Annotated in this window: 21 protein-coding genes; 9 read left to right on the top strand and 12 right to left on the bottom strand. The window is 63.2% G+C overall.

Going from position 1 to position 23,269, the window contains the following annotated elements; all coding sequences use genetic code 11:
- Nucleotides 1–188: 188 nt before the first annotated feature.
- The 9 genes from RTP54_RS21065 to RTP54_RS21025 form a co-directional block, all read right to left on the bottom strand.
- Complete coding sequence (locus tag RTP54_RS21065; RefSeq protein WP_112810632.1) at nucleotides 189–1,772, bottom strand: FGGY-family carbohydrate kinase; 1,584 nt, start codon at nucleotides 1,770–1,772, stop codon at nucleotides 189–191.
- Between the two features lie 21 nt (nucleotides 1,773–1,793).
- Nucleotides 1,794–2,462 carry an HAD family hydrolase gene (locus RTP54_RS21060; protein WP_112833700.1) on the bottom strand — a complete coding sequence of 223 codons (669 nt, stop codon included), beginning with the start codon at nucleotides 2,460–2,462 and terminating at the stop codon, nucleotides 1,794–1,796.
- Between the two features lie 6 nt (nucleotides 2,463–2,468).
- Complete coding sequence (locus RTP54_RS21055; RefSeq protein ID WP_312365655.1) at nucleotides 2,469–3,953, bottom strand: mannitol dehydrogenase family protein; 1,485 nt, start codon at nucleotides 3,951–3,953, stop codon at nucleotides 2,469–2,471.
- Nucleotides 3,954–3,994: 41 nt separating this feature from the next.
- Nucleotides 3,995–4,768, bottom strand: a complete 774-nt coding sequence (locus tag RTP54_RS21050) for an L-iditol 2-dehydrogenase (RefSeq protein ID WP_312365653.1) — start codon at nucleotides 4,766–4,768, stop codon at nucleotides 3,995–3,997.
- Nucleotides 4,765–5,766: an ABC transporter ATP-binding protein gene (locus RTP54_RS21045; RefSeq protein WP_112810628.1), complete on the bottom strand. Its 1,002-nt coding sequence runs from the start codon at nucleotides 5,764–5,766 to the stop codon at nucleotides 4,765–4,767. The genes RTP54_RS21050 and RTP54_RS21045 overlap by 4 nt, the downstream gene beginning before the upstream one ends.
- A gap of 10 nt (nucleotides 5,767–5,776) precedes the next feature.
- Entirely contained in the window at nucleotides 5,777–6,607 is an 831-nt protein-coding gene (locus RTP54_RS21040; RefSeq protein ID WP_112810627.1) for a carbohydrate ABC transporter permease, read from the bottom strand.
- A 4-nt stretch (nucleotides 6,608–6,611) separates the two neighbouring features.
- On the bottom strand, nucleotides 6,612–7,484 hold the full coding sequence (locus RTP54_RS21035; protein ID WP_112810626.1) for a carbohydrate ABC transporter permease: 873 nt from the start codon (nucleotides 7,482–7,484) through the stop codon (nucleotides 6,612–6,614).
- 139 nt (nucleotides 7,485–7,623) lie between these two features.
- On the bottom strand, nucleotides 7,624–8,934 hold the full coding sequence (locus RTP54_RS21030; RefSeq protein ID WP_112810625.1) for an ABC transporter substrate-binding protein: 1,311 nt from the start codon (nucleotides 8,932–8,934) through the stop codon (nucleotides 7,624–7,626).
- 207 nt (nucleotides 8,935–9,141) lie between these two features.
- On the bottom strand, nucleotides 9,142–10,095 hold the full coding sequence (locus RTP54_RS21025) for a sugar-binding transcriptional regulator (RefSeq protein WP_112817615.1): 954 nt from the start codon (nucleotides 10,093–10,095) through the stop codon (nucleotides 9,142–9,144).
- 109 nt (nucleotides 10,096–10,204) lie between these two features.
- On the opposite strand from RTP54_RS21025, the gene RTP54_RS21020 reads away from it, so the two are divergent.
- From RTP54_RS21020 to preA, 3 genes are read left to right on the top strand one after another with little or no spacing between them, the layout of a single operon-like run.
- Entirely contained in the window at nucleotides 10,205–10,390 is a 186-nt protein-coding gene (locus tag RTP54_RS21020) for a hypothetical protein (RefSeq protein WP_162704383.1), read from the top strand.
- Between the two features lie 20 nt (nucleotides 10,391–10,410).
- Nucleotides 10,411–11,772 carry an NAD(P)-dependent oxidoreductase gene (locus RTP54_RS21015; protein ID WP_112810623.1) on the top strand — a complete coding sequence of 454 codons (1,362 nt, stop codon included), beginning with the start codon at nucleotides 10,411–10,413 and terminating at the stop codon, nucleotides 11,770–11,772.
- A gap of 20 nt (nucleotides 11,773–11,792) precedes the next feature.
- Entirely contained in the window at nucleotides 11,793–13,106 is a 1,314-nt protein-coding gene (gene preA, locus RTP54_RS21010; protein ID WP_112810622.1) for an NAD-dependent dihydropyrimidine dehydrogenase subunit PreA, read from the top strand.
- A gap of 101 nt (nucleotides 13,107–13,207) precedes the next feature.
- Here the strand turns inward: preA and RTP54_RS21005 are convergent, their stop codons facing one another.
- A complete protein-coding gene (locus RTP54_RS21005; protein WP_312365649.1) occupies nucleotides 13,208–14,230 on the bottom strand; it encodes an NAD(P)-dependent alcohol dehydrogenase in 1,023 nt (340 codons plus the stop codon).
- Nucleotides 14,231–14,336: 106 nt separating this feature from the next.
- On the opposite strand from RTP54_RS21005, the gene RTP54_RS21000 reads away from it, so the two are divergent.
- The 3 genes from RTP54_RS21000 to RTP54_RS20990 all read left to right on the top strand — a co-directional run bounded on the left by RTP54_RS21000 (nucleotide 14,337) and on the right by RTP54_RS20990 (nucleotide 18,090).
- The gene (locus RTP54_RS21000; RefSeq protein ID WP_312365647.1) at nucleotides 14,337–15,236 is read left to right on the top strand and encodes a LysR family transcriptional regulator; all 900 of its coding nucleotides are present in this window, start codon (nucleotides 14,337–14,339) and stop codon (nucleotides 15,234–15,236) included.
- Nucleotides 15,237–15,439: 203 nt separating this feature from the next.
- Nucleotides 15,440–17,116 carry an adenylate/guanylate cyclase domain-containing protein gene (locus RTP54_RS20995; protein ID WP_312365645.1) on the top strand — a complete coding sequence of 559 codons (1,677 nt, stop codon included), beginning with the start codon at nucleotides 15,440–15,442 and terminating at the stop codon, nucleotides 17,114–17,116.
- A 44-nt stretch (nucleotides 17,117–17,160) separates the two neighbouring features.
- The gene (locus RTP54_RS20990; RefSeq protein ID WP_312365643.1) at nucleotides 17,161–18,090 is read left to right on the top strand and encodes a DMT family transporter; all 930 of its coding nucleotides are present in this window, start codon (nucleotides 17,161–17,163) and stop codon (nucleotides 18,088–18,090) included.
- Between the two features lie 10 nt (nucleotides 18,091–18,100).
- On the opposite strand, the gene RTP54_RS20985 is transcribed toward RTP54_RS20990, so the two are convergent.
- Nucleotides 18,101–18,754, bottom strand: a complete 654-nt coding sequence (locus RTP54_RS20985; protein ID WP_112810620.1) for a TetR family transcriptional regulator C-terminal domain-containing protein — start codon at nucleotides 18,752–18,754, stop codon at nucleotides 18,101–18,103.
- Nucleotides 18,755–19,061: 307 nt separating this feature from the next.
- Here RTP54_RS20985 and RTP54_RS20980 point away from each other — a divergent pair, with 307 nt between their 5' ends.
- Together RTP54_RS20980 and hydA are read left to right on the top strand one after the other, a co-directional pair.
- On the top strand, nucleotides 19,062–20,291 hold the full coding sequence (locus RTP54_RS20980) for a Zn-dependent hydrolase (protein WP_162703597.1): 1,230 nt from the start codon (nucleotides 19,062–19,064) through the stop codon (nucleotides 20,289–20,291).
- A gap of 82 nt (nucleotides 20,292–20,373) precedes the next feature.
- Nucleotides 20,374–21,828 (top strand): dihydropyrimidinase, encoded by a 1,455-nt coding sequence (hydA, locus tag RTP54_RS20975; protein WP_312365642.1) that lies wholly within the window; start codon nucleotides 20,374–20,376, stop codon nucleotides 21,826–21,828.
- 98 nt (nucleotides 21,829–21,926) lie between these two features.
- On the opposite strand, the gene RTP54_RS20970 is transcribed toward hydA, so the two are convergent.
- A complete protein-coding gene (locus RTP54_RS20970) occupies nucleotides 21,927–22,340 on the bottom strand; it encodes a cupin domain-containing protein (protein WP_312365640.1) in 414 nt (137 codons plus the stop codon).
- A 121-nt stretch (nucleotides 22,341–22,461) separates the two neighbouring features.
- Here RTP54_RS20970 and RTP54_RS20965 point away from each other — a divergent pair, with 121 nt between their 5' ends.
- On the top strand, nucleotides 22,462–23,253 hold the full coding sequence (locus RTP54_RS20965; RefSeq protein WP_112810617.1) for an ABC transporter ATP-binding protein: 792 nt from the start codon (nucleotides 22,462–22,464) through the stop codon (nucleotides 23,251–23,253).
- Nucleotides 23,254–23,269: the final 16 nt, after the last annotated feature.

Here is a 23,269-nt window from a genome sequence, read left to right as displayed (position 1 = left end):
AACAAAACAGCCAGTGCCGAGGGAAGGCACTGGCTGACATTGTGCAACTCACCGGGGGAGTGTGAGTTGTAAAACCGGCGGATTACCTCCGGCGCCACATTGGGGGCGATGCGCGCCACCGTCGGTCTGCAGGTAAAATGCACGGCAAAGGCAAAGGTTCCCTGGCGTTTCGCGTGGTCGTCGATTTTTTATTGGAGTGCGTCGAGCTCATCGCGATGACGATAGAGCGCCAGGAAACGGCGATAGTCGCGATCGTAGATATCGCGCATGGCCGTGTTCGGCAGCCGCTCCCGCCCGCCGGACGCCATGGCATGGCCCGCCGTTGCGATATCCGCATAAACCTCGCCGGCAACCGCTGCCGCCATGGCCGTGCCGAGAAGAACGGCATCGGGCGCATCCGGCGCCACGACCCGGCATCCGGTGACGTCGCAGTAAAGCTCCATCAACAGTGCATTGCGCACATGGCCGCCGGTCACGTGCAGCGTGTCGAGTTCATAGCCGACCTCCCGCATCGTCTCGAGGATATGGCGAATGCCGAGCGCGATAGCGACGCAGGTCCGCCAGTAGAGCCGGCACAACGCGTCGAACGAGGAATCGAATGGCAGACCGCTGATCACGCCAAGCCCATGCGGGTCGGCGAGCGGCGAACGGTTGCCATGAAAGTCGGGCAGCACGTGCAGTCGCCCGGCGAACTCCGTGCCGTGCAAGGCGCGCAGTTCCTGCACGCGGTCAATGATGCGACCATGGGTTTCTGTCGACGGCTCCAGCCCGCCGCCGTGGATGCGCACGATATGGTCGAGCAGCGCGCCGGTTGCCGACTGGCCCGCCTCGATCAGCCAGGCGCCGGGCAGCACCGCCTCGAAATACGGCCCCCACATGCCGAAGCCGGGCTTCATCTGCCTTGAGAAGGCGACGATGCAGCTCGAGGTCCCGGCGATCAGCGCCAGCTGCCGCTCGAGCTTCTCCGGCTCTCCGGCAAAACCACCGAGCACGCCGAGCGCGCCGGCATAGGCATCGATCAGCCCGGGCGCCACCTGGCAATCGGTATCAAGACCGAGCTCTGCTGCGGCCTGTTGCGACAGGCTGCCAACCGAGCTTCCGAGCTGTAGCGTTTCCTCCGGCAACCCGCCCCGCGTCAGCAGATCGTCAAGGCCGATCTGCGCGAGATAATCCGCCTGCCAGCCGCGCTTTTCATGCGCGAGAAAGTTCCACTTCGCCGTCAGCGTGCAGCGCGACCGCGCCGCACTGCCGGTCGCCTTCCAGGAAAGATAGTCGGCCAGATCGAAGAAGTACCCTGCCTTCTCCCACTGCGCCGGCAGGTTCCGCTTCAGCCACATCAGCTTGGGCATCTCCATCTCCGGCGACATGACGCGACCGGAGAAATCAAGAACCGGGTGCTCGGTTGCCGTGCAGAAATCGGCTTCCTTCAGCGCCCGGTGATCGAGCCAGACGATCGTGTCCCAGCGCGCCTCGCCCTTGCGATTGACGGAAAGCGGCGCGCCATCCCGGTCGCGCACGACGAGCGAGCACGTCGCGTCAAAGCCGATGGCGGCAATATCCCGTGCGGCGACGCCCGCCTTTTGCCTGGCTGCCTTCACCGAGCCGCAGACGGCTTTCCAGATATCGTCCGAGTCGTGCTCGGCATGATTCTCCTCCGGCCTGTTCATGGCGATCGGCAGGTCGGCGCGCGCCAAAAGCCGGCCGGTCCGGTCGAAGATACCGGCGCGGGCGCTGCCGGTGCCGACATCGACCGCAACGACGAATTCACGCATCAATGGAGGTCCCCGTCCCTGTTAATGGCGGACAAACTGTAGCAATTCGCCCATGTCGTCAAACAGCACGTCCGGGCCGAGGTCGGCCAGCGTCTGGCGATGCCGGTCGTTGCGCGCATGTCCGCCACCGGCGAAAGCGAACGCCCGCATGCCGGCGGCATGCGCCGCCTCGATGCCGGCTGGACTGTCCTCGACGACGATGCAGTCTTCGGGCGCAACGCCCATCTCCCGGCAGGCCAGCAGGAACAGGTCGGGCGCCGGCTTGCCATGCTTGACCATCGTTGCGGAGAAGATGTTAGGCTCGAAGAGGTCGATCAGCCCGGTCACGGTCAAGGACAGCCGGATACGTTCGGGCTGGCTGGAGGACGCGACGCAGCAGGCGATACCGAGCGCTTCGACAGCCCGACGGATGCCGGCGATCGGCTGCAACTCCGTGCGAAAGCGCTGGTAGAGCCGCGTGCGCATATCCTCGAGAAAGGCGTCGTCGGTCGCAAGACCGTACTCGTCATGAAGAATGGCAGACATGCTTTTCAGGCTGCGACCGAGGAACCGTTCGGTCGCCTCTTCGGTCGTCATCGACACGCCCGCGGCGGAGAGTACGTCGACCAGGACTTCGAGCGAGATCGGTTCGCTGTCGACCAGCACACCGTCGCAATCGAAGATCACCAGCCTGGACGCGCCGTCCGCCATGATACCCTACTCCCCAAGCTTGCCATCCAGATAAAGCTGGAGCGTAGCGCGCGTACCCTTTTCCCAAAGGGTTTTCAATGCTCGGGCAAAACGCCTGGCGAAAAGCTCGGATCGCGCGACCTCGCCGAAGATATCCGCCAGCGCCAGGAAAGCCATCGGGTCGTCCTTGGCCGCACGGGCAGCCACCTGCAGCCGGTCGGCGTTCTGGTCGTTGAAGACGATCGCCTTGCCGCTATCGGACGTGCCGGCGAAGTAGCGGCACCAGAGCGCCGAGACCAGCGCCAGACCGACGACGTCTTCACCGCGCGCCAGCCGGTCTGCGGTCGACGGCAGGATGAATTTCGGCTGTCGGTTGGAGCCGTCCTGCGCCAGCCGCGGGATCGTGTCGCCGATCTTCGGATTGGCAAAACGCGTCTCGATCAGTTTGTAGTAATCGCCGAGGTCGGTGTTCGGCACCGGCGGAATGACTGGAATGATCTCGTCGTGTTCGAGCTTGGCGAGGAAGGCGCGGATCAGCGGCTCCTCCATCGCCTCGTGCACGAAATGGATGTCGAGCAGCGCGGCGGGATAGGCGATTGCCGCGTGGCCGCCATTGAGGATGCGGATCTTCATGTGCTCGTAGGGCGCGACATCGGGCACGAACTGCACACCCACCTTTTCGAGCGCCGGGCGACCTTGAGGAAAATGATCCTCCAGCACCCATTGCTTGAACTCTTCGCAGAATACCGGCCAGGCGTCCTCGATCTCGTAGTCGGTTGCGACGATGCCGATTTCGCGCGCACCGGTCGCCGGCGTGATGCGGTCGACCATGCCGTTCGGGAAGGCGACGTTGGCGTCGATCCAGTCGGCAAAGGCGGTATCGAACAATCGCGCAAGGCCAGAGACGGCTGCGTGCGTCACCTCGCCATTGCCTGGAATGTTGTCGCAGGACATGACCGTGAAGGGCGGGACCTTCCTGTCGCGACGGGCCTTCAGACCGGCGACGATGAGGCCGAAGACCGTCTTCGGCGCGGCCGGGTCCTGCGCATCGGCGACAATATCGGGGTGGGTCGGATTGAACACGCCGGAAGCCGGATCGATGAAGTAGCCGCCCTCGGTGATCGTCAACGAAACGATGCGGATTGCCGGATCGGCGAGCCTGTCGACGATGCTCTTGATATCGCCGGGCTTCAGATAGTCGATCATCACGCCTGTCACATGCGCGCCGGTGCGGTTGTTATCCTGCTCGACCACCGTCGTCAGGAAATCCTGCGCCGCAAGCTTTGCCCGCATCTGTTCGTCGGAGGGCAGGACACCCGCCCCGACGATCGCCCAGTCGTGATCGTGGCCGGCGTTGAAGAGATCGTCGAGATAGACGGCCTGATGGGCCCTGTGAAAATTGCCGACACCAAAATGCACGATGCCGGCCTTGAGATCGGCACGATCGTAGCGCGGCACGCCGGCCTTGGCCTTGACCGCGTCGAGCGCGGCAAGAGAGAGTTTGGTCGTCATGATCCCGTTCCTTTTGAAGGCGCCGTCTGAAGAGACGGGCCTCAGCTCATCCAGTTGCCGCCATCGACGTTGTAGGTCTGCGAAACGACGTAATCGCTCTCGGCCGAGGCAAGGAAAATCGCCATGCCGGTCAAGTCCTCGGCCGTTCCCATGCGCCCATAGGGCACTTCCGCTCCCACGAGCCGTTTCTTCTCGCCGCGCGGCCGGTTTTCATATTTGGCAAACAGCGCATCGACGCCGTCCCAGTGCTCGCCGTCGACCACGCCGGGCGCTATCGCGTTTACGTTGATGCGATGCTTGATCAGGTCGAGCCCGGCCGACTGGGTGAGGCTGATGACCGCCGCCTTGGTGGCGCAGTAGACGGCGACCAGCGCCTCGCCACGGCGGCCGGCCTGGCTTGCCATGTTGATGATCTTGCCGCCCCTGCCCTGGGTGATCATCTGCTTTGCAGCCGCCTGCATCGTGAACAGTGCGCCCGCGACATTGATCGAAAACAGCCGGTCATAGCTTTGCCGCGTGATCTCGACGATCGGCGCGAGGTCGAAGAGCGCTGCATTGTTGACGAGGATGTCGAGACCCCCCGCCTCCCTGACAACCGCCTCGATCGCCGCGTCGATCGAGGCCTGTTGCGTCACGTCCATTTCGACCGCGTAGGCATGCGGTCCGATTTGCAAAGCCGTTTCCTGCGCCCGCGCCAGATTGATGTCGGCAATTGCTACTTTGGCGCCTTCGCGCACATAGGCTTCGGCAAAGGCGCGACCGATACCGCGCGCCGATCCGGTGATCAGCGCGCTTTTTCCCTCCAGACGTTTCATCGAACTGCCAATCCCTTGTCGTCGAACCTGTGAACACGCTGGGCGTCGGGCGTCAGGAACACCCGGTCGCCATGGGTAACCGGGAAATCGCCGCTGACACGCGCGGTGACCGTCCCGATCGTGTCGACGTTGACGTGCAGGAAGGTGTCAGAGCCGAGGTGCTCGGCGACCCCGACCGTGCCAGCCCAGGTGCCGTTTTCCTTGGAAAGCACCAGATGCTCCGGCCGGATGCCCATGGTGTGCGCCTGGTAGGCTGCGGCCGGCTGACCGGAAACGAAGTTCATGCGCGGCGAGCCGATGAAGCCGGCAACGAAGAGATTGTCAGGCTTGTGATAGAGGTCGAGCGGCGAGCCGACCTGCTCGATGCGGCCACGATTGAGCACGACGATCTTGTCGGCCATGGTCATCGCCTCCACCTGGTCGTGGGTGACGTAGACCATCGTCGTCTTCAGATCCTGGTGCAGCTGGCTGATTTCCAGCCGCATGTTGACGCGCAACGCCGCATCGAGGTTCGACAGGGGCTCGTCGAACAGGAACGCCTTCGGCTGGCGCACGATGGCGCGGCCGATGGCAACACGCTGGCGCTGGCCGCCGGAGAGCTGACGCGGCTTGCGATCGAGATAGTCGGTGAGGTTCAAAACGCGGGCGGCGTCCGAGACCTTCCGGTCGATGACGGCCTTGTCCTCGTTGGCCATCTTCAGCGGAAAGGCGATGTTCGAGCGCACGCTCATATGCGGATAGAGCGCATAGGACTGGAACACCATCGACAGGCCGCGCTGGGCCGGCGGCAATTCCGTGGCGTTCTTGCCGTCGATGGCAATCTCGCCGCCGCTGACATCCTCGAGGCCGGCAATCAGCCTCAGAAGCGTCGATTTCCCGCAGCCCGACGGGCCGACGAAGACGACGAATTCGCCATCGTTGATGTTGAGGTCGATCGACGGGATGACGGCATGGGCGCCGAAGACCTTCGAGACGTTTCTGAGCGTTATGTTTCCCATTGTCGTTCCCTTATTTGACCGCGCCGAAGGTGAGGCCGCGCACGAGCTGTTTCTGCGAGAACCAGCCGAGTATGAGGATGGGGGCGATTGCCATGGTCGAGGCCGCCGAAAGCTTGGCGTAGAACAGGCCTTCGGGGCTGGAATAGGAGGCGATGAAGGCTGTCAGCGGCGCCGCCTTGGCGGCACTGAGGTTCAGCGTCCAGAATGCCTCGTTCCAGGCAAGGATGATGTTGAGCAGAAGCGTCGAGGCGATGCCGGGGATCGCCATCGGGGTCAGCACATAGATGATTTCCTTGGACAGCGACGCGCCGTCCATGCGCGCCGCTTCCAGGATCTCGCCGGGGATCTCCTTGAAGTAGGTGTAGAGCATCCAGATGATGATCGGCAGGTTGATCAGCGTCAGCACGATGACGAGGCCGGTGCGCGTATCGAGCAGCCCGGTGTTGCGGAACAGGAGATACATCGGCACCAGCACGCCCACCGACGGCATCATCTTCGTGGAGAGCATCCACATCAGCACGTCCTTGGTGCGCTTGGTCGGCGAGAACGCCATCGCCCAGGCGGACGGAATGGCGATGATCAGGCCGATCAGCGTCGAGCCGAAGGAGACGACGACCGAGTTCATGAAGTGCAGGAAGTAGTTCGAGCGGCTCTGCACCTCGTGATAGTTTTCCGTTGTCCAGTCGAAGAAGAACAGCGACGGCGGCGAGGCGATCGCCTCGGCTTCGGTCTTGAAGCTCGTCAGGAACGTCCACAGGATCGGGAAGAAGATCAGTATGCCGATCGTCCAGGCGACGACGGTAACGACGATCTTTCTTCGGGTGGAGACATTGCGTGCCATGGTCTCAAGCCTCCAGCGTCTTGCCGATCATGCGCATCAGGAAGAATGCGACGATGTTGGCGAGGATGACGGCGATGATGCCGCCGGCGGATGCGCCGCCCACGTCGAACTGCAGCAGGGCCTGCGCATAGACGAGGAAGGTCAGGTTAGTGCTCTGCGTGCCGGGGCCGCCATTGGTCGTCACCAGGATCTCCGCAAAGACCGAGAGCAGGAAGATCGTCTGGATCAGGATGACCACAGTGATGGCGCGGGAGAGATGCGGCAGCACCAGGTAGATGAAGCGGCTCCAGGCGCTCGCGCCGTCCATCTGGGCGGCTTCCTTCTGCTCCTCGTCGAGCGATTGCAGCGCCGTCAACAGGATCAGTGTCGCAAAGGGCAGCCACTGCCAGGCAACGATGATGATCACCGACATCAGCGGCGCATTGGCGAGAAAGTCGAAGGGCTGCAGCCCGAAAAGCTTGGCCACCCAGGCAAACAGCCCGTTCACCGGGTTCATGAACATGTTCTTCCAGACGAGTGCGGCGACCGTCGGCATGATCAGGAACGGCGCGATCACCAGGATGCGCACGATCCCCTGCCCGAACATCGGCTGATCCAGCAGCAGCGCCAGCGCGATGCCGCCGACGACGGTGATGAACAGCACGCCGAGCACGATCGCAAGCGTGTTGAACAGCGCCTGGAAGAAGGCGGGATCGGTGAGGAAGTAGCTGTAGTTGGAGAAGCCCGCGAACTCCTCCATTCCCGGCATCAGCAGATTGTAGCGCAGGAACGAGAAGTAGATCGTCATGGCCAAGGGAACGATCATCCAGGCCAGAAGCAGAAGCACCGAGGGCGCGATCATCAGACGCGCGGCGGAGCGGGTGTGCAAGGTCGCCATGGCGTCCCCCCAAATGACGGAATTCAACGCTGTTTCGAGATCGGGTCGGGCCGGCGCACGTCACTGCGCGGGCCCTTACCTCAGGGAGATTACCGGGGCGCCAGCCATTTGCGGCCGGCACCCCGGGCCCTTGGGAGCCTTACTTGATGTAACCGGCCTTGGTCATTTCGCGCTCGGTCAGCTTCTGGGCACTGGCCAGCGCATCGTCGACGCTCATCTGGCCGGCAAGTGCTGCCGAGAACTGTTGGCCTACCGCCGTGCCGAGACCCTGGAATTCAGGGATCGCCACGAACTGCACGCCGACATAGGGCACCGGCTTGACCGACGGGTTTTTCGGGTCGGCGGCATTGATCGAGTCAAGCGTCATCTTCGCGAACGGCGCCGCCTTCTGGTATTCGGGGTTGGCGTAGAGCGAGGTGCGCGTGCCCGGAGGAACGTTGGCCCAGCCTTCCTTGTCCGCCACCAGCTTCAGATAGTCCTTGCCGGTTGCCCAGGCGATGAACTTCTCGGCCGCCGCCACCTTCTGCGAACCGGCGGGGATGGCGAGGTTCCAGGCCCAGAGCCAGTTGCCGCGCTTGCCGAGACCGGTGTCGGGCGCAAGTGCAAAACCGACCTTGTCGGCGACCGTCGATTCCTTCGGATTGGTCACGAACGAGGCTGCAACCGTCGCGTCGATCCACATGCCGCACTTGCCGGTCTGGAACAGCGACAGGTTTTCGTTGAAGCCGTTCGAGGAGGCCCCGGGCGGTCCGGCGTCGTTCATCAGCTTGACGTAGAAGTCGAGCGCGTTCTTCCATTCCGGCTGGTCGAACTGCGGCTTCCAGTTCTCGTCGAACCAGCGGGCGCCGAAGGCGTTGGCGGTGGCGGTCAGGAAGGCCATGTTCTCGCCCCACCCGGCCTTGCCGCGCAGGCAGATGCCGTAGACTTCGGCGTTCTTGTCGGTGATCTTTCGCGCCGCGTCGGCGATGAAGTCCCAGGTCGGCGCGTCGGGCATGGTCAGCCCCGCCTTCTCGAACAGGTCCTTGCGGTACATCACCATCGAGCTTTCGCCGTAGAAGGGCGCTGCATAGAGCTTGTCATCAATGGTCAGGCCGGAGCGGATCGCCGGCAAGAGGTCGTCGACGTCGTAGCCGGCGCCGAGATTGTCGAGCGGCAGCAGCCAGCCCTGCTTGGCCCAGATCGGCACTTCATAGGTGCCGATGGTCATGATGTCGTACTGCCCGCCCTTGGTGGCGATATCCGTCGTCACGCGCTGGCGCAGCACGTTTTCCTCGAGCGTCACCCACTCGAGCGTAATGTCCGGGTTCTTGGACGTGAAATCATCCGTCAACTTCTGCATCCGGATCATGTCGCCGTTGTTCACGGTCGCAATGGTCAGCGTTTCTGCTTGGGCCAGACCTGACAATGCGACTGCCGAGCATGTGCCCAGCAGGAAAGTTCTCAAATTCATCGACTTCCTCCCAGAAGAAATGAGCATTTGCCTCGCTCATGGGCAATTACTCACTTCTTGCGGAAAAATGTCAATCCGCTTTCGTTGCTGCGCTGCAACGGAAACGGTACGGAACTGTTTTGATTGCGGATTTTTTATCAGCAGGCGTTCATATGAACGCGCAAAGGCCGGCGCATGGCCGGCCTTTGCGATGTGCATTCATTGCGATCAGGCGTTGAGCAGATAGGCGGCAGTCGCCTCATCGGTGATGATGCCGTTGATCACCCGGCCCTTGAGCGCAGCCCTGAGCGCCTCATGTTTGCGCCGCCCCTTGGCAATCCCGATCACCGACGTGGTGTCGCGCGACGGCAGGGGCACCGAGGCGACGCGATCGTTGAAACTGCCGGCAAGCAGCGCGCCGTCATGGTCGAACATCCAGCCGCAGATTTCGCCTGCCGCACCCGATCTGGTGAGTTGCCCCATTTCGTCCTGCGACAGAAACCCATCCTGGCAGAGCGGCGCGTCCGCGCCGAGCTCGCCGACGCCGACGAAGGCGACATTGGCTTCGGCTCCGAGTTTCAGCGCCACCTGGACGAGGCTCTGGCTGTGCAGCACCGCGCGCTCTTCCGGCGAGGCGGCAAGCACCGGCAGCGGCATCGGGAAATGCCGCGCCTTGACCGCATCGGCCATGCTGAAGATGACGTTGTAATAGGCGGCCGAGCCGTCGAGGCCGATATTGCCGGTCAGCGATACGATCCGGTGCTGCGGACATTCCATCGCCGGCAGCTGGTCGATCGCCGCCTTCAGCGTGCGGCCCGTGCCAATCGCCAGCACCTGGGGCTCGGGCAATTTGAGCCAGCGCTCGATTTCGGCAGCACCGGCCTCGGCGATGCCGACCGTTGTCGAACTCGACCCTGGGTCGCTCGGAACCACGTCCACATGTTTCAGTTCGTACTTGTCTCGAAGTCTTTCGGCTGCCTCCAGGCACGCGGCGATCGGATGATCGAGCCTGACCTTGATCAGGCGCTCGGCCATGGCGAGCGATACCAGCCGCTGGGCCGATTGCCGCGAGATGCCCATGACCGTGGCGATCTCATCCTGCGTGCGCCCGGCGACATAGTAGAGCCAGCCCGCGCGGGCAGCGTCATCAAGCCTGTTGTTCGCCTCGGCCCTGCGCGCCATGCCACTTCTCCGTTCCCCGGTGATTTCAGTATTTTCCGGTCGAATCAGCCCGAAAACACGGCAATCGCCTCCCCTGGAGCCAGATCGGGATGTCGGCGGAAAACCGCACATGCCCTTCCTCGTCCCGCTGCAATTTGCTGCCACTATTTGCCCTGCCCTGTCAAACTCCGGTCAAGAACAAGCACTTGGCAACGGCGCCGCAAAGCCCCGGTTCACAAGGCTTTCCGGTCTTTTCGGCGTCAAATTTTTACCGTTTGATAAAAAAATAAAGCGTGTTACCGTTCCATCATCCTGAGAAAACATTGGGAGCCAAGAATGGGAACGACGCAATCTGGGATCCTCGGCGGCCGCCTGCCGCTCGCGGACTACGAAACCAATTTCTCCGACCTTCATCCAGCGCTCGACAGGCACGAGGCGTTGGTCGCCTCCGACCGCTGTTACTTCTGTCACGACGCGCCGTGCATGACCGCCTGTCCCACCTCCATCGATATCCCGCTGTTCATTCGGCAGATATCGACGGGCAATCCGATCGGCTCGGCCAAGACGATCTTCGACCAGAACATTCTGGGCGGCATGTGCGCCCGCGTCTGTCCCACCGAAACGCTCTGCGAGCAGGCCTGTGTGCGCAACACGGCCGAGGAGCGTCCGGTCGAAATCGGCCGCCTGCAGCGCTACGCGACCGACATTGCGATGAAGGAGAACAAGCAGTTCTACACACGCGCAGCCTCATCCGGCCAAAGGGTTGCCGTTGTCGGCGCCGGCCCGGCCGGGCTTGCCTGCGCCCATCGCCTTGCGGTCAAGGGTCACGAGGTCGTCATCTATGACGCCCGGGAAAAATCCGGCGGCCTCAACGAATATGGCATCGCCGCCTATAAGTCCGTCGACGATTTCGCCCAGAGCGAGGTCGACTACGTGCTGTCGATCGGCGGCATCGAGGTGCGCAACGGCCAGGCGCTCGGCCGCGATTTCTCGCTTTCCGATCTCGCCGAACAATATGACGCCGTCTTCCTCGGCCTCGGTCTTGCCGGCGTCAACGCGCTGCGCATCGAGGGCGAAAACGCCGAAGGCGTCGACGACGCCGTCGACTTCATCTCAGCCCTTCGCCAGTCGAAGACCAAGGCCGACATCGCCGTCGGTCGCCGGGTCGTCGTACTCGGCGGCGGCATGACCGCCATCGACGCCGCCGTCCAGGCCAAGCTGCTGGGCGCGGAGGAAGTGACGATCTGCTACCGTCGCGGCAAGGAGCACATGAACGCATCGGAGTTCGAGCAGGATCTGGCCGCCTCCAAGGGCGTCACCATCCGCCACTGGCTGCAGCCCAAGCGCATTGCGCTGAAGGATGACAAGGTCGCTGGCATCGAGCTCGAATACACCACGCTCGTCGATGGAAAGCTGACCACGACAGGTGAAACGGGTATCATTGCCGCCGACCAGATCTTCAAGGCGATCGGCCAGACCTTCGAGGCATCGGGCCTCGGCTCGCTGGCGTTCGAAGGGGGCCGCATCGTCGTCGATGCCGAAGGCAAGACGTCGCTCCCGAATGTCTGGGCCGGTGGCGACTGCGTCGTCGGTGGCGAGGACCTGACGGTATCTGCCGTCGCCAATGGGCGCGATGCCGCCGAAGCGATCAACCGGGCTTTCGCCGCGGCCATGCCGCGCGCGAGCGCCGTTGCATAACGGATCGGGAGGATTGAACAATGGCTGATCTACGCAACAATTTTGTCGGCATCAAATCCCCGAATCCGTTCTGGCTGGCCTCTGCGCCACCGACGGACAAGGCCTATAACGTCGAGCGCGCCTTCAAGGCGGGCTGGGGCGGCGTCGTCTGGAAGACGCTCGGCGAGGAAGGTCCGCCGGTCGTCAACGTCAACGGCCCGCGCTACGGCGCGATCTGGGGCGCCGACCGACGGCTGCTCGGCCTCAACAACATCGAGCTCATCACCGACCGCGACCTCTATGTGAACCTGCGGGAAATGAAGCAGGTCAAGATGAACTGGCCGGACCGGGCGCTGATCGCCTCGATCATGGTGCCCTGCGAGGAGGAAGCCTGGAAGGCGATCCTGCCGCTGGTGGAAGAGACCAATGCCGACGGCATCGAACTCAACTTCGGCTGTCCGCACGGCATGTCCGAGCGCGGCATGGGTGCCGCGGTCGGGCAGGTGCCGGAATATATCGAGATGGTCGTTCGCTGGTGCAAGCAATACACGCGCATGCCCGTCATCACCAAGCTGACGCCCAACATCACCGACGTGCGCAAGCCGGCGCGCGCCGCCAAGGCCGGCGGCACCGATGCCGTGTCGCTGATCAACACGATCAATTCGATCGTATCGGTTGATCTCGACAACTTCGCCCCCAACCCGACGGTCGGCGGCAAGGGCACCCATGGCGGCTATTGCGGCCCGGCGGTCAAGCCGATCGCGCTCAACATGGTCGCCGAGATCGCCCGCGATCCCGAAACCTACGGCCTGCCGATCTCCGGCATCGGCGGCGTCACCACCTGGCGCGACGCGGCCGAGTTCCTGGTGCTCGGCGCCGGCAACGTGCAGGTCTGCACCGCGGCCATGACCTACGGCTTCAAGATCGTCCAGGAAATGATCTCGGGCCTCTCCGACTGGATGGATGCAAAGGGTCACCGCAACCTCGATGACATCACCGGCCGCGCCGTGCCGAACGTCACCGACTGGCAGTACCTCAACCTCAACTACATCGCCAAGGCCAAGATCGATCAGGATTCCTGCATCAAATGCGGCCGCTGTCACATCGCCTGCGAGGACACTTCGCATCAGGCGATCACCCAGTTCGTCAATGGCGTGCGCCATTTCGAGGTGATGGAAGACGAATGCGTCGGTTGCAATCTCTGCGTCAACGTCTGTCCTGTCGAAAACTGCATCACCATGGAAGAGCTGCCGGCAGGCGTGATGGATCAGCGCACCGGCAAGCCGGTCGATCCGAACTATGCCAACTGGACGACGCATCCGAACAACCCGATGGCCCGTCAGGCCGCGGAATAAGGAAACGGATCACACGATCCGCAGCCAGTTTGCGCAAACAACTTTGGCTCTCAGGAGCGCCGCCGGGTTTTCGATCCGGCGGCGGCTTTGTTCAATGCCCCTTAGACCTCGATGACCACCTTGCCGAAGGCGCCGCGATCGAGATGGGCCAGCGCCGCGCTGAGCTCCCCGAACGGGTAACGCGCATCGACCACGGGCTTCAGGCCGGTCCGGTCGACGGCCGCCACCAGATCCTCCAGTGCCCGGCGATGACCGACGCCAATGCCCTGAATGACCGGCGACTTCAAAAGCACCGGCGTCACCGGTGCCGAAATCTCCGCCCCCTCGAAAACGCCGATCACCGAGATCCGCCCCTGCACCGCCACCGCCTGCAAGGACCGACCGAGATTGGCGCCACCGGCAAGCTCGAGAATATGGTCGGCACCGCGGTCACCGGTAATCTCGAGCACACGCTCCACCCAGTCTTCGTTGGCGCGGTCGATACCGTGGTCGGCACCAAGTTCCAGCGCGCGATCGAGCTTGTCCCGGTTCGACGACGTGACAATGACTTCGGCGCCATGCGCCTTGGCGATCTGCAGTCCGAACAGCGAGACACCACCCGTCCCCTGCACCACGACGCGGTCGCCGGCCTTCGGCCGCCCCTTCTCCACAAGGGCGTACCAGGCGGTCACGCCGGCGCACGGCAAGGTGCAGGCCTCCCCGTCGTCGACGCTCTCAGGCGCCTGCACGAACCAGCCTTCCGGGAACGCGACATATTCCGAGGCGACGCCGGGGTTGAGACCGCCGAGCGCATAAGACGTCGGGTGACGCGCCGTGCCCGGCTTTTGCCCGTCGATCCAGGTGGGATCGAAGACGGAGATCACGCGATCCCCAGGCTGAAAGCGCGACACGCCACTGCCAACTGCTTCGACCACGCCGGCCATGTCGGATCCCGGCACGAAGGGGAAGGCGATCGGCATGCCCATACCGTTTTCGAGCACCAGCTTGTCGCGGAAATTGAGCGATATGGCGGTGGTGCGCACCAGCACGTCGCCCGGCCCCGCCTCCGGGATGGCCCGTTCCGTGAGCTTGAGGTTCTGAGCCCCAAGCGCATCGATCGTCCACTGTTTCATCAGTCCTGCCATGGTCTTGCCTTTCACCGTATCGAGTTGATGCACAAACCATAGCGTTGAATTTATCTCTCCAGTTGCGATATGATTTCGCCATATTGGTTCCCTGAAGGATACAAATATGAACGACCTGAACGGCGTCTCGGTGTTCGTGGAGGCAGCGGATGCGGGTGGATTTTCGGCAGCTGCGGAGCGCCTCAACCTGTCGCGCTCGGCGGTCGGCAAGACCGTAGCAAAGCTGGAACAAAGACTGGGCGTTCGCCTGTTTCACCGCACCACCCGTACCCAGAGCCTGACCGAAGAAGGCCTGCTGTTCTATGAGAACTGCCTGAGGGCGCTCAGCGAAATCCGGGCCGGCGAGGCCCTGCTGGAATCAGGCAAGCGCGAGATACAGGGGCGCCTGCGGCTGTCGATGCCTGTGCATTTCGGCCGGCTATGCGTCATGCCGTTGTTGTCGGAATTGCTCGGCCAGCATCCACGCCTGGAGTTCGATCTCAACTTCAGCGATCGCAATGTCGACCTGGTCGAGGATGGTTTCGATCTCGCCATCCGAACCGGCCCGCTTCGGGGCGACCCGGACCTCATGACGCGCAAGATCGCCGACCAGCGCATGACCGTCTGCGCTTCACCGGCCTACATCGCGGCGAATGGAGAGCCGAGGACCATCGACGACCTCTTGGCACGCCAGGCCATTCTCTATCGGCGCAGCGGTCAACCGCTCGCCTGGACGTTCCCGGTCAAATCGGGCCAGACCCGGACCGTGACGCCGCCGGCGCGGTTGCGGCTCGACGATCTGACGTCGATCGCCGACGCGGCGGCCGACGGTTTCGGCATCGCCTGGCTGCCCTGCTGGCTGGTGAACGAGCGCATCGCCTCCGGTTCGCTCGTGCGCGTGCTTTCCGAAGCGCCGGCGCTGTCCTACGGCACCTATGTCGTCTGGCCGAAGACCCAGTACATGCCGTCGAAATTGCGGTTGCTCATCGACACGCTTGCGGCGCGTCTGCCAGCCATGATGGAATGAGCGTGGTTGCCAGCGCGGCCACCGATGGAATGAACCCCCTCCGGCAGGTAAACCCGCCCGGATAGCGCCGGCGACCGATGACGCGCAAGACACGAAAACGAAACAGATTGTGTAGAAATGGTAAGTTGTCGGCGTATGCGATCTGGATAATAAAGGGGAAATAACCGAAGCCGGTGTTTCGCCGGCAGAGCTGGGCTCGCTATTTGACGATCATTTCCGCCAATAGACGCAAGCGCATACACCTCGTTTCCGGGGCAGTGCTTGGTACGTTCATCCTTGCCCATTTTCTCAATCATTCGCTCGGCCTGATTTCCATCGACGCGATGGAAGCTGGCCGCAAGGTATTCAGCGCCGTCTGGCACAGCGTGCCCGGCACGATCCTGCTCTATGGCGCGCTGCTCGCCCATTTCATCATGGCGCTCGACAGCATCTACCGCCGCCAGACCCTGCGCATGCCGATGCGCGAAGCGCTGAAGATCGTCTTCGGCCTCAGCCTGCCGTTCCTCCTGATCGGTCACGTGACCGCGACGCGGGTCGAGCCGCTCTTGACCGGCGTGGAAGCCGATTATCCCGGCATGCTGCGCGCACTCTGGTCGAGCTGGACCAATACCACCCGCCAGTCGCTCGCCCTGCTGCTCGCCTGGAGCCACGGCTGCCTCGGCGCCTGGTTCTGGATGCGCGGACGGACCTGGTTTCCGCGCTACGAAATCCTGCTCTATACCATCGCGATCCTCGTGCCGATCTTCGCGCTTCTCGGCTTCTTCAACGGAGCCCGCTCGCTGGAGCGAGACTATGAAGAGCATGGCGGTTATGGCGACAGGGCCGAAATCAGACCGGTCTACGACGTCGACCTGCTCGAACAGATAAGGCTCGGTCTCTATCTTGGCTTTGCAGGCCTGATCGGCGGCACTTTTCTCTTGCGGGTCGTGCCCAAGGGCGGGCGCATTCGCGTGCGTTATCCAGATGGCAGGATCGCCACCGTCAATCTCGGCTTCAGCGTGCTGGAGGCGAGCCGCGCCGCCGGCATTCCGCACGTCTCGGTCTGCGGCGGTCGTGGGCGCTGCTCCACCTGCCGCGTGCGCGTGATCCAGGGCCTCGAAGGAAATCCAGGCCCCGAGGACGCCGAGCGCACGACCCTGACGCGGATCGGCGCACCCGACAACGTCCGCCTGGCCTGCCAGTTCCGCCCGGTTCACAACGTCACCGTCGTGCCCATCCTCGATACCGACAGCATCGGCATCAAGAAGCAACTGGTGCGTCAGGATGGCGAAGGCCGCGAACGGCGCATCGCCGTACTCTTCTGCGACCTGCGCGGCTTTACCAGCATCGCGGAGCACAAGCTGCCGTTCGACACCGTCTTTCTACTCAACCGCTATTTCGAGATGGTCGGCGAGGCCGTCGAGGACTCCGGCGGCGTCATCGACAAGTTCATCGGCGACGGGGCGCTGGCGATCTTCGGGCTGAAGAGCTCCTTCACCGAGGCCTGCCAGCAATCGCTGGCGGCCGCCGTTCGCATCTCCAGGGGTATCGATGCCCTCAACCAGACCTTCGAAGGCGAACTCGACGAGCCGCTCCGGATCGCGATCGGCATGCATGCGGGGCCTGCCATCATCGGCGAGATCGGCTACGGCCAGGCAACGTCGCTGACCGCCGTCGGCGACACCATCAACACGGCAAGCCGGCTGGAAGGCCTTGCCAAGGAGCATGACGCCCAACTTGCCGTCTCCGCTGAACTCGTCAACCGCGCAGGCGTCGTCATGGACGCCCACAAGCGACTCGACATCAGCCTTCGCGGACGCCAGGCAACACTTGAAACCTGGATCGTCGGAAATGCCGGCGATCTTGAGAAGGCCTTGCAACCGTCACCGGCTCCGGCTTAGGTGCGCATGCGCGCGCGCCATCTGCATCGGATCCGGAAACCAGCATGAAACAGGACGTCTCGCCGAAAACGGCGCACCAGAGCCACGCCAAGGGCGTCGAAAAGCTCAAGGCGCATCTGGCGATGCTGACCTTTTCGGCGCTGATTGCCGGCTCCTTCTCCTTCGGCGGCCTGGCGGCCCAGCACATGGGCGCCGGTCCGCTGACGCTCTGGCGCTATCTCCTCACAGTCCTGGTGCTGGGCGCGCTCACCTTCGGTTATGCGCGGGTGCCGTTTCAGATCCCCAGGCAATTGTGGCGCTTCCTCATCCTCGGCGGGCTGATCGCCGTCTACATGCTGACGATGTTCAAGGCGCTGGAGTTCACCGATCCGGTATCGACCGGCGCCGTGTTCACGCTGATGCCGCTGCTCAGTGCCGGCTTTGCCTTCCTGCTGCTCGGTCAGCACACGCGGCCGGGCGTGCTTGCGGGCCTGATCATCGCCGCACTCGGCGCAGTCTGGGTAATCTTTCGCGCCGATGTCCAGGCAATCCTCGCCTTCGACATCGGCCAGGGCGAACTCATCTTTTTCGTCGGCGTCATCTGCCACGCGATCTATGTGCCGCTGATCCGCAAGTTCGACCGCAAGGAAAACCCTTTTGCCTTCGGGTTCTGGGTCGCCGCCTGCACCGTGCCGTGGCTGCTCGTGCCCGGCGCCGTCGGCCTTGCCACCACCGATTTTTCCAGCCTGCCGGCCATCGTCTGGATCGCCGTCGTTTACCTCGCGGTCGTGACGACCGCGATCACCTTCCTCCTGCTGCAGTTTGCCTCGATGCGGCTGCCATCGTCGAAGGTGCTGGGCTACGGCTATCTGACGCCGAGCTTCATCATTCTGCTTGAGGGCATTCTCGGCCATGGCTGGGTCAGCCTGCCGGTTCTCGCCGGCGCGCTCACGACGGCCTGCGGGTTGGCGCTGATGGCGCTACTGCCGGATTGAAAGCCGGCGTCTAGGATGCCGGCTGCTCGCTCACCTGCAGGCCGTCGACGAACAGACGCTCCAGGAAGCGAGCCGCATCCTCGAACCGTCCGTCGCCGGAATTGCCCTGCCCCAGCACCGCACGCACCTGCACGTCAAAGTCGGCATAATGCTGCGTCGTCGACCAGATCGCAAAGATCAGATGGTAGGGATCGCACTTGGCGATCTTGCCGGCCTTGGCCCAGGCACGGATGACCTCCGCCTTCTCGTCGACCAGTTCCTTCAGGGGTCCCTTGAGTTCGTCCTCGATATGCGGCGCGCCCTGCAACACTTCGTTGGCGAACAGTCGGCTTTCGCGCGGGAAATCGCGCGCCATCTCCAGTTTGCGCCTGATATAGCTGCGGATCTCCGAGACCGGGTTCCCCTCGGCGTCGAAGGCGCGCAGCGGATCGAGCCAGGTGTCGAGCACGCGGTCGATCAGCGCCCGGTGCATCGTTTCCTTGGTGCGGAAATAATAAAGTAGGTTCGGCTTCGACATGCCGGCGACATCGGCGATCTGGTCGACGGTCGCACCGCGAAAGCCGTGCGCCGAGAAAACCTCCAGCGCCGCCTCCAAAATGCGCTCTTCCTTCTCCCCCTGGATGCGTGTTCGCCTCTGGGTTCTGGCCGCTCTCGGAAGTACCATTTCGCCCCCTGCCGGTGCCCCGCACGCTGATCCGCTAAGGCCGTCTCTGCCCAAATTTCGGCGCCGCCATCTTTTCGGGCAACAACTTCGTTTTTTTGTTTTTCCGGCTTGAGTGCCGCAACGGAAGTTGTAATGTTTACCAACCGGTCAAATTATCAGCCAGTTCGCCAGCAAAGGCAACGACTGATCGAAGGGCACCAGAAAAAACCAAGCCTGGATTTGACCAAGGGAACATGAGGGGTATGCACCGCCTGAGGTGCCGCCTCAAAAGAATGAGGAGACCGCCGTGGCAGCACCTGGCGAGAACATGCGCGTCAATGCCGACCGCCTGTGGGATACGTTAATGGACATGGCCAAGATCGGCCCGGGTATCGCTGGCGGCAACAACCGCCAGACGCTGACGGACGAGGATGGCGAAGGCCGCAAGCTCTTCCAGTCCTGGTGCGATGAAGCGGGGCTCACCATGGGCGTCGACACCATGGGCAACATGTTCTTCACCCGCCCCGGTACCGACCCGGATGCGCTTCCCGTTTATGTCGGCTCCCACCTCGACACGCAGCCGACCGGCGGCAAGTTCGACGGCGTGCTCGGCGTCCTCGCTGGCCTCGAGGTCGTTCGCTCCATGAACGATCTCGGCATCAGGACCAAGCACCCGATCGTCGTCACCAACTGGACCAACGAGGAAGGCGCACGCTTTGCGCCTGCCATGCTCGCCTCCGGCGTCTTTGCCGGCGTGCACAGCCAGGACTTTGCCTATGGCCGCAAGGACCCCGAAGGCAAGACCTTCGGCGATGAACTGAAGCGCATCGGCTGGGTCGGCGACGAAGAGGTCGGCGCCCGCAAGATGCACGCCTATTTCGAGTACCACATCGAACAGGGGCCGATCCTCGAGGCGGAAAACAAGGACATCGGCGTCGTCACCCACTGTCAGGGCCTATGGTGGCTGGAATTCACGCTGACCGGGCGTGAGGCGCATACCGGCTCGACGCCGATGAACATGCGCGTCAATGCCGGCCTTGCCATGTCGCGCATCATAGAAATGGTTCAGGGCGTGGCGATGGAAAACCAGCCGGGCGCCGTCGGCGGCGTCGGCCAGGTGGTGTTCTCGCCCAATTCACGCAACGTGCTGCCGGGCAAGGTCGTCTTCACCGTCGACATCCGCTCGCCCGACAAGGCCAAGCTTGACCGGATGCGCGCCAAAATAGAGGCAGAGGCGCCGAAGATTGCCGATGCGCTCGGTGTTGGCTGTTCCGTCGAGGCCATCGGCCATTTCGAGCCGGTGACCTTCGATCCGAAGCTCGTCACCGCCGTGCGCAATGCCGCCGAAAGGCTGGGATACAGCCACATGAATTTGATCTCCGGCGCCGGACACGACGCCTGCTGGGCTGCCAAGGTCGCGCCGGCAACGATGATCATGTGCCCCTGCGTCGGTGGCCTCAGCCACAACGAGGCGGAGGATATCTCCAGGGAGTGGGCAGGCGCCGGTGCCGACGTCCTCTTCCACGCCGTCGTCGAAACGGCCGAAATCGTCGAATGAGTTTGCGGGCGGGACGAAAGTTCCGCCCTTTTTCGTGGCGGCCGCATGGCCACCGGAAGCACAATTGCGAGGATGAAAATCAATGAGCACTGTCATCAAGGGTGGAACCATCGTCACGGCCGACCTGACCTACAAGGCGGATGTGAAGATCGAAGGCGGCAGGATCGTCGAGATCGGGCCGAACCTTCAGGGCGACGAGACGCTCGACGCCGACGGCTGTTTCGTCATGCCCGGCGGCATCGACCCGCACACCCACCTCGAAATGCCGTTCATGGGCACCTATTCCTCGGATGATTTCGAAAGCGGCACACGGGCGGCGCTTGCCGGCGGCACCACCATGGTCGTGGATTTCGCCCTGCCCTCGCCCAACCAGTCGCTGCTCGAAGCGCTCACCATGTGGGACAACAAGTCGACCCGCGCCAACTGCGACTATTCCTTCCACATGGCGATCACCTGGTGGGGCGAAAAGGTCTTCAACGAGATGGAGACCATCGTCAAGGACAGGGGCATCAACACCTTCAAGCATTTCATGGCCTACAAGGGCGCCCTGATGGTGGATGACGACGAGATGTTCTCGTCCTTCCAGCGCTGCGCGGCACTTGGCGCGCTGCCACTCGTGCATGCGGAAAACGGCGACGTCGTCGCGCAATTGCAGGCAAAGCTGCTGGCCGAAGGCAACAACGGCCCGGAAGCGCACGCCTATTCGCGCCCCGCCGAAGTCGAAGGCGAGGCAACCAACCGCGCCATCATGATTGCCGACATGGCCGGCAGCCCCGTCTATATCGTTCACACCTCCTGCGAACAGGCGCATGAAGCGATCCGCCGAGCCCGTTCGAAGGGCATGCGGGTCTTCGGCGAGCCGCTGATCCAGCACCTGACGCTCGACGAGACCGAGTATTTCAACAAGGACTGGGACCATGCCGCCCGCCGCGTGATGTCGCCGCCGTTCCGCAACAAGCTGCATCAGGATAGTCTCTGGGCCGGCCTTGCTTCCGGTTCGCTGCAGGTGGTGGCGACCGACCACTGCGCCTTTACCTCCGAACAGAAGCGCTTTGGCGTCGGTGACTTCACCAAGATCCCCAACGGCACCGGCGGACTTGAAGACCGCATGCCGATGCTTTGGACCCACGGCGTCAACACCGGCCGCATCACAATGAACGAATTCGTGGCCGTCACCTCCACCAACATCGCCAAGATCCTCAACATCTACCCGAAGAAGGGTGCAGTGCTCGTCGGCGCCGATGCCGATCTCGTGGTCTGGGATCCCAAGCGCTCAAAGACGATCTCGGCCAAGAGCCAGCAGTCGGCGATCGACTACAACGTCTTCGAGGGCAAGGAGGTCAAGGGCCTGCCGCGCTACACGCTGACCCGCGGCGTCGTCGCCATCGAGGAAAGCACGATCAAGACGCGCGAGGGCCACGGCGAGTTCGTGCGCCGCGATCCGTTCCCGGCCGTCAGCGCGGCACTCACCACCTGGAAGGAAGTCACCGCGCCCCGTGCCGTCCAGCGCAGCGGCATCCCGGCGACCGGGGTGTGAGATTGGTGTATCGCGGCCTGCATGTCTTCACACCACTCTGTCCCACCGGACATGTTCCGCCGAACCGGCGGAACGCTTCGGTGCGGCGGCAGTCCGCGTCAGGCCGGCACGAGAACATCGAGCTCGGGCAAAAGCACGACGCTTTCCTGCTCGTTCGGATCCGTGCGGGCGATGACCGCCGAACAGGGCGCGTCCGAGAGGTTGGCCGGCAGATGCGGCACGCCGGCCGGAATGTAGAACATTTCGCCGGCCCGGACGACGACATGCTCCTCGAGCCTGTCGCCGAACCAGGTGTGCGCTTCTCCCGACAGCACATAGATCGCCGTCTCGTGGCTCTCATGCAGATGCGCCTTCGCACGCCCGCCGGGCGGGATCGTCAACAGGTGCATGCAGATGCCGGTCGCCCCGACGGTCTCCGCCGCGATGCCCTCGAAATAGCTGAGCCCCTGCTTTCCGGCATATCCGCTGCCGGGGCGAACCACGCGACAGCCAGGATTGGATGATCGAGACATGACTGTTCTCCAGAATTCCCTGAAAAACCAGCAGCAAACGGCTCCGCTTCCAAATCCGCGATTGCATGTTGCCGGTCCGGATAGCAGTCTGACACAGCCAAGCCAGAATGAGTATTCGCCGATGACGTCCAATACCGCATCCGTGGTTTCGGCCCGGGACCTCTGCCTGACCTTCGAGACCGCCGATGGCCCGGTCAACGCCCTGACAGGCGTCAATCTCGACGTGGCCAAGGGGGATTTCGTCTCCTTCATCGGCCCCTCCGGCTGCGGCAAGACCACGTTCCTGCGCGTGATCGCCGACCTCGAAAAGGCAACCGCCGGCATCATCACCGTCAACGGCATGACGCCCGAGGAAGCGCGAAAGCAGCGCGCCTACGGCTACGTGTTTCAGGCGGCCGCCCTTTATCCCTGGCGGACCATCGAAAACAACATCGCCCTGCCGCTGGAAATCATGGGCTACTCCAAGGCGGAGAGACAAGCACGCATCGACCGCACGCTCGATCTGGTCAACCTCACGGGCTTCGGCAAAAAATATCCCTGGCAGCTTTCGGGCGGGATGCAGCAACGCGCCTCGATCGCCCGCGCGCTCGCCTTCGATGCCGATCTCCTCTTGATGGACGAGCCATTCGGCGCGCTCGACGAGATCGTTCGCGACCACCTGAACGAGCAGCTTCTGAAACTCTGGGCCCGCACGAACAAAACCATCTGTTTCGTGACACACTCGATCCCCGAGGCCGTCTATCTCTCCACCAAGATCGTGGTGATGAGCCCCCGCCCCGGCCGCGTCACCGACGTGATCGAATCGCCCCTGCCGCGCGAGCGTCCGCTCGGCATCCGCGAAACGCCAGAGTTTCTCGAGATCGCCCATCGCGTCCGCGAGGGCCTGCGCGCGGGTCACAGCTATGAGGAATAGCGCGGCGCCTTCGACG

It is taken from the genome of Ensifer sp. (assembly GCF_031989085.1).
Classification (GTDB): domain Bacteria; phylum Pseudomonadota; class Alphaproteobacteria; order Rhizobiales; family Rhizobiaceae; genus Ensifer.
The sequence above is the reverse complement of the archived record's forward strand: the minus strand, read 5'-3'. Positions and strand labels throughout refer to the sequence as shown.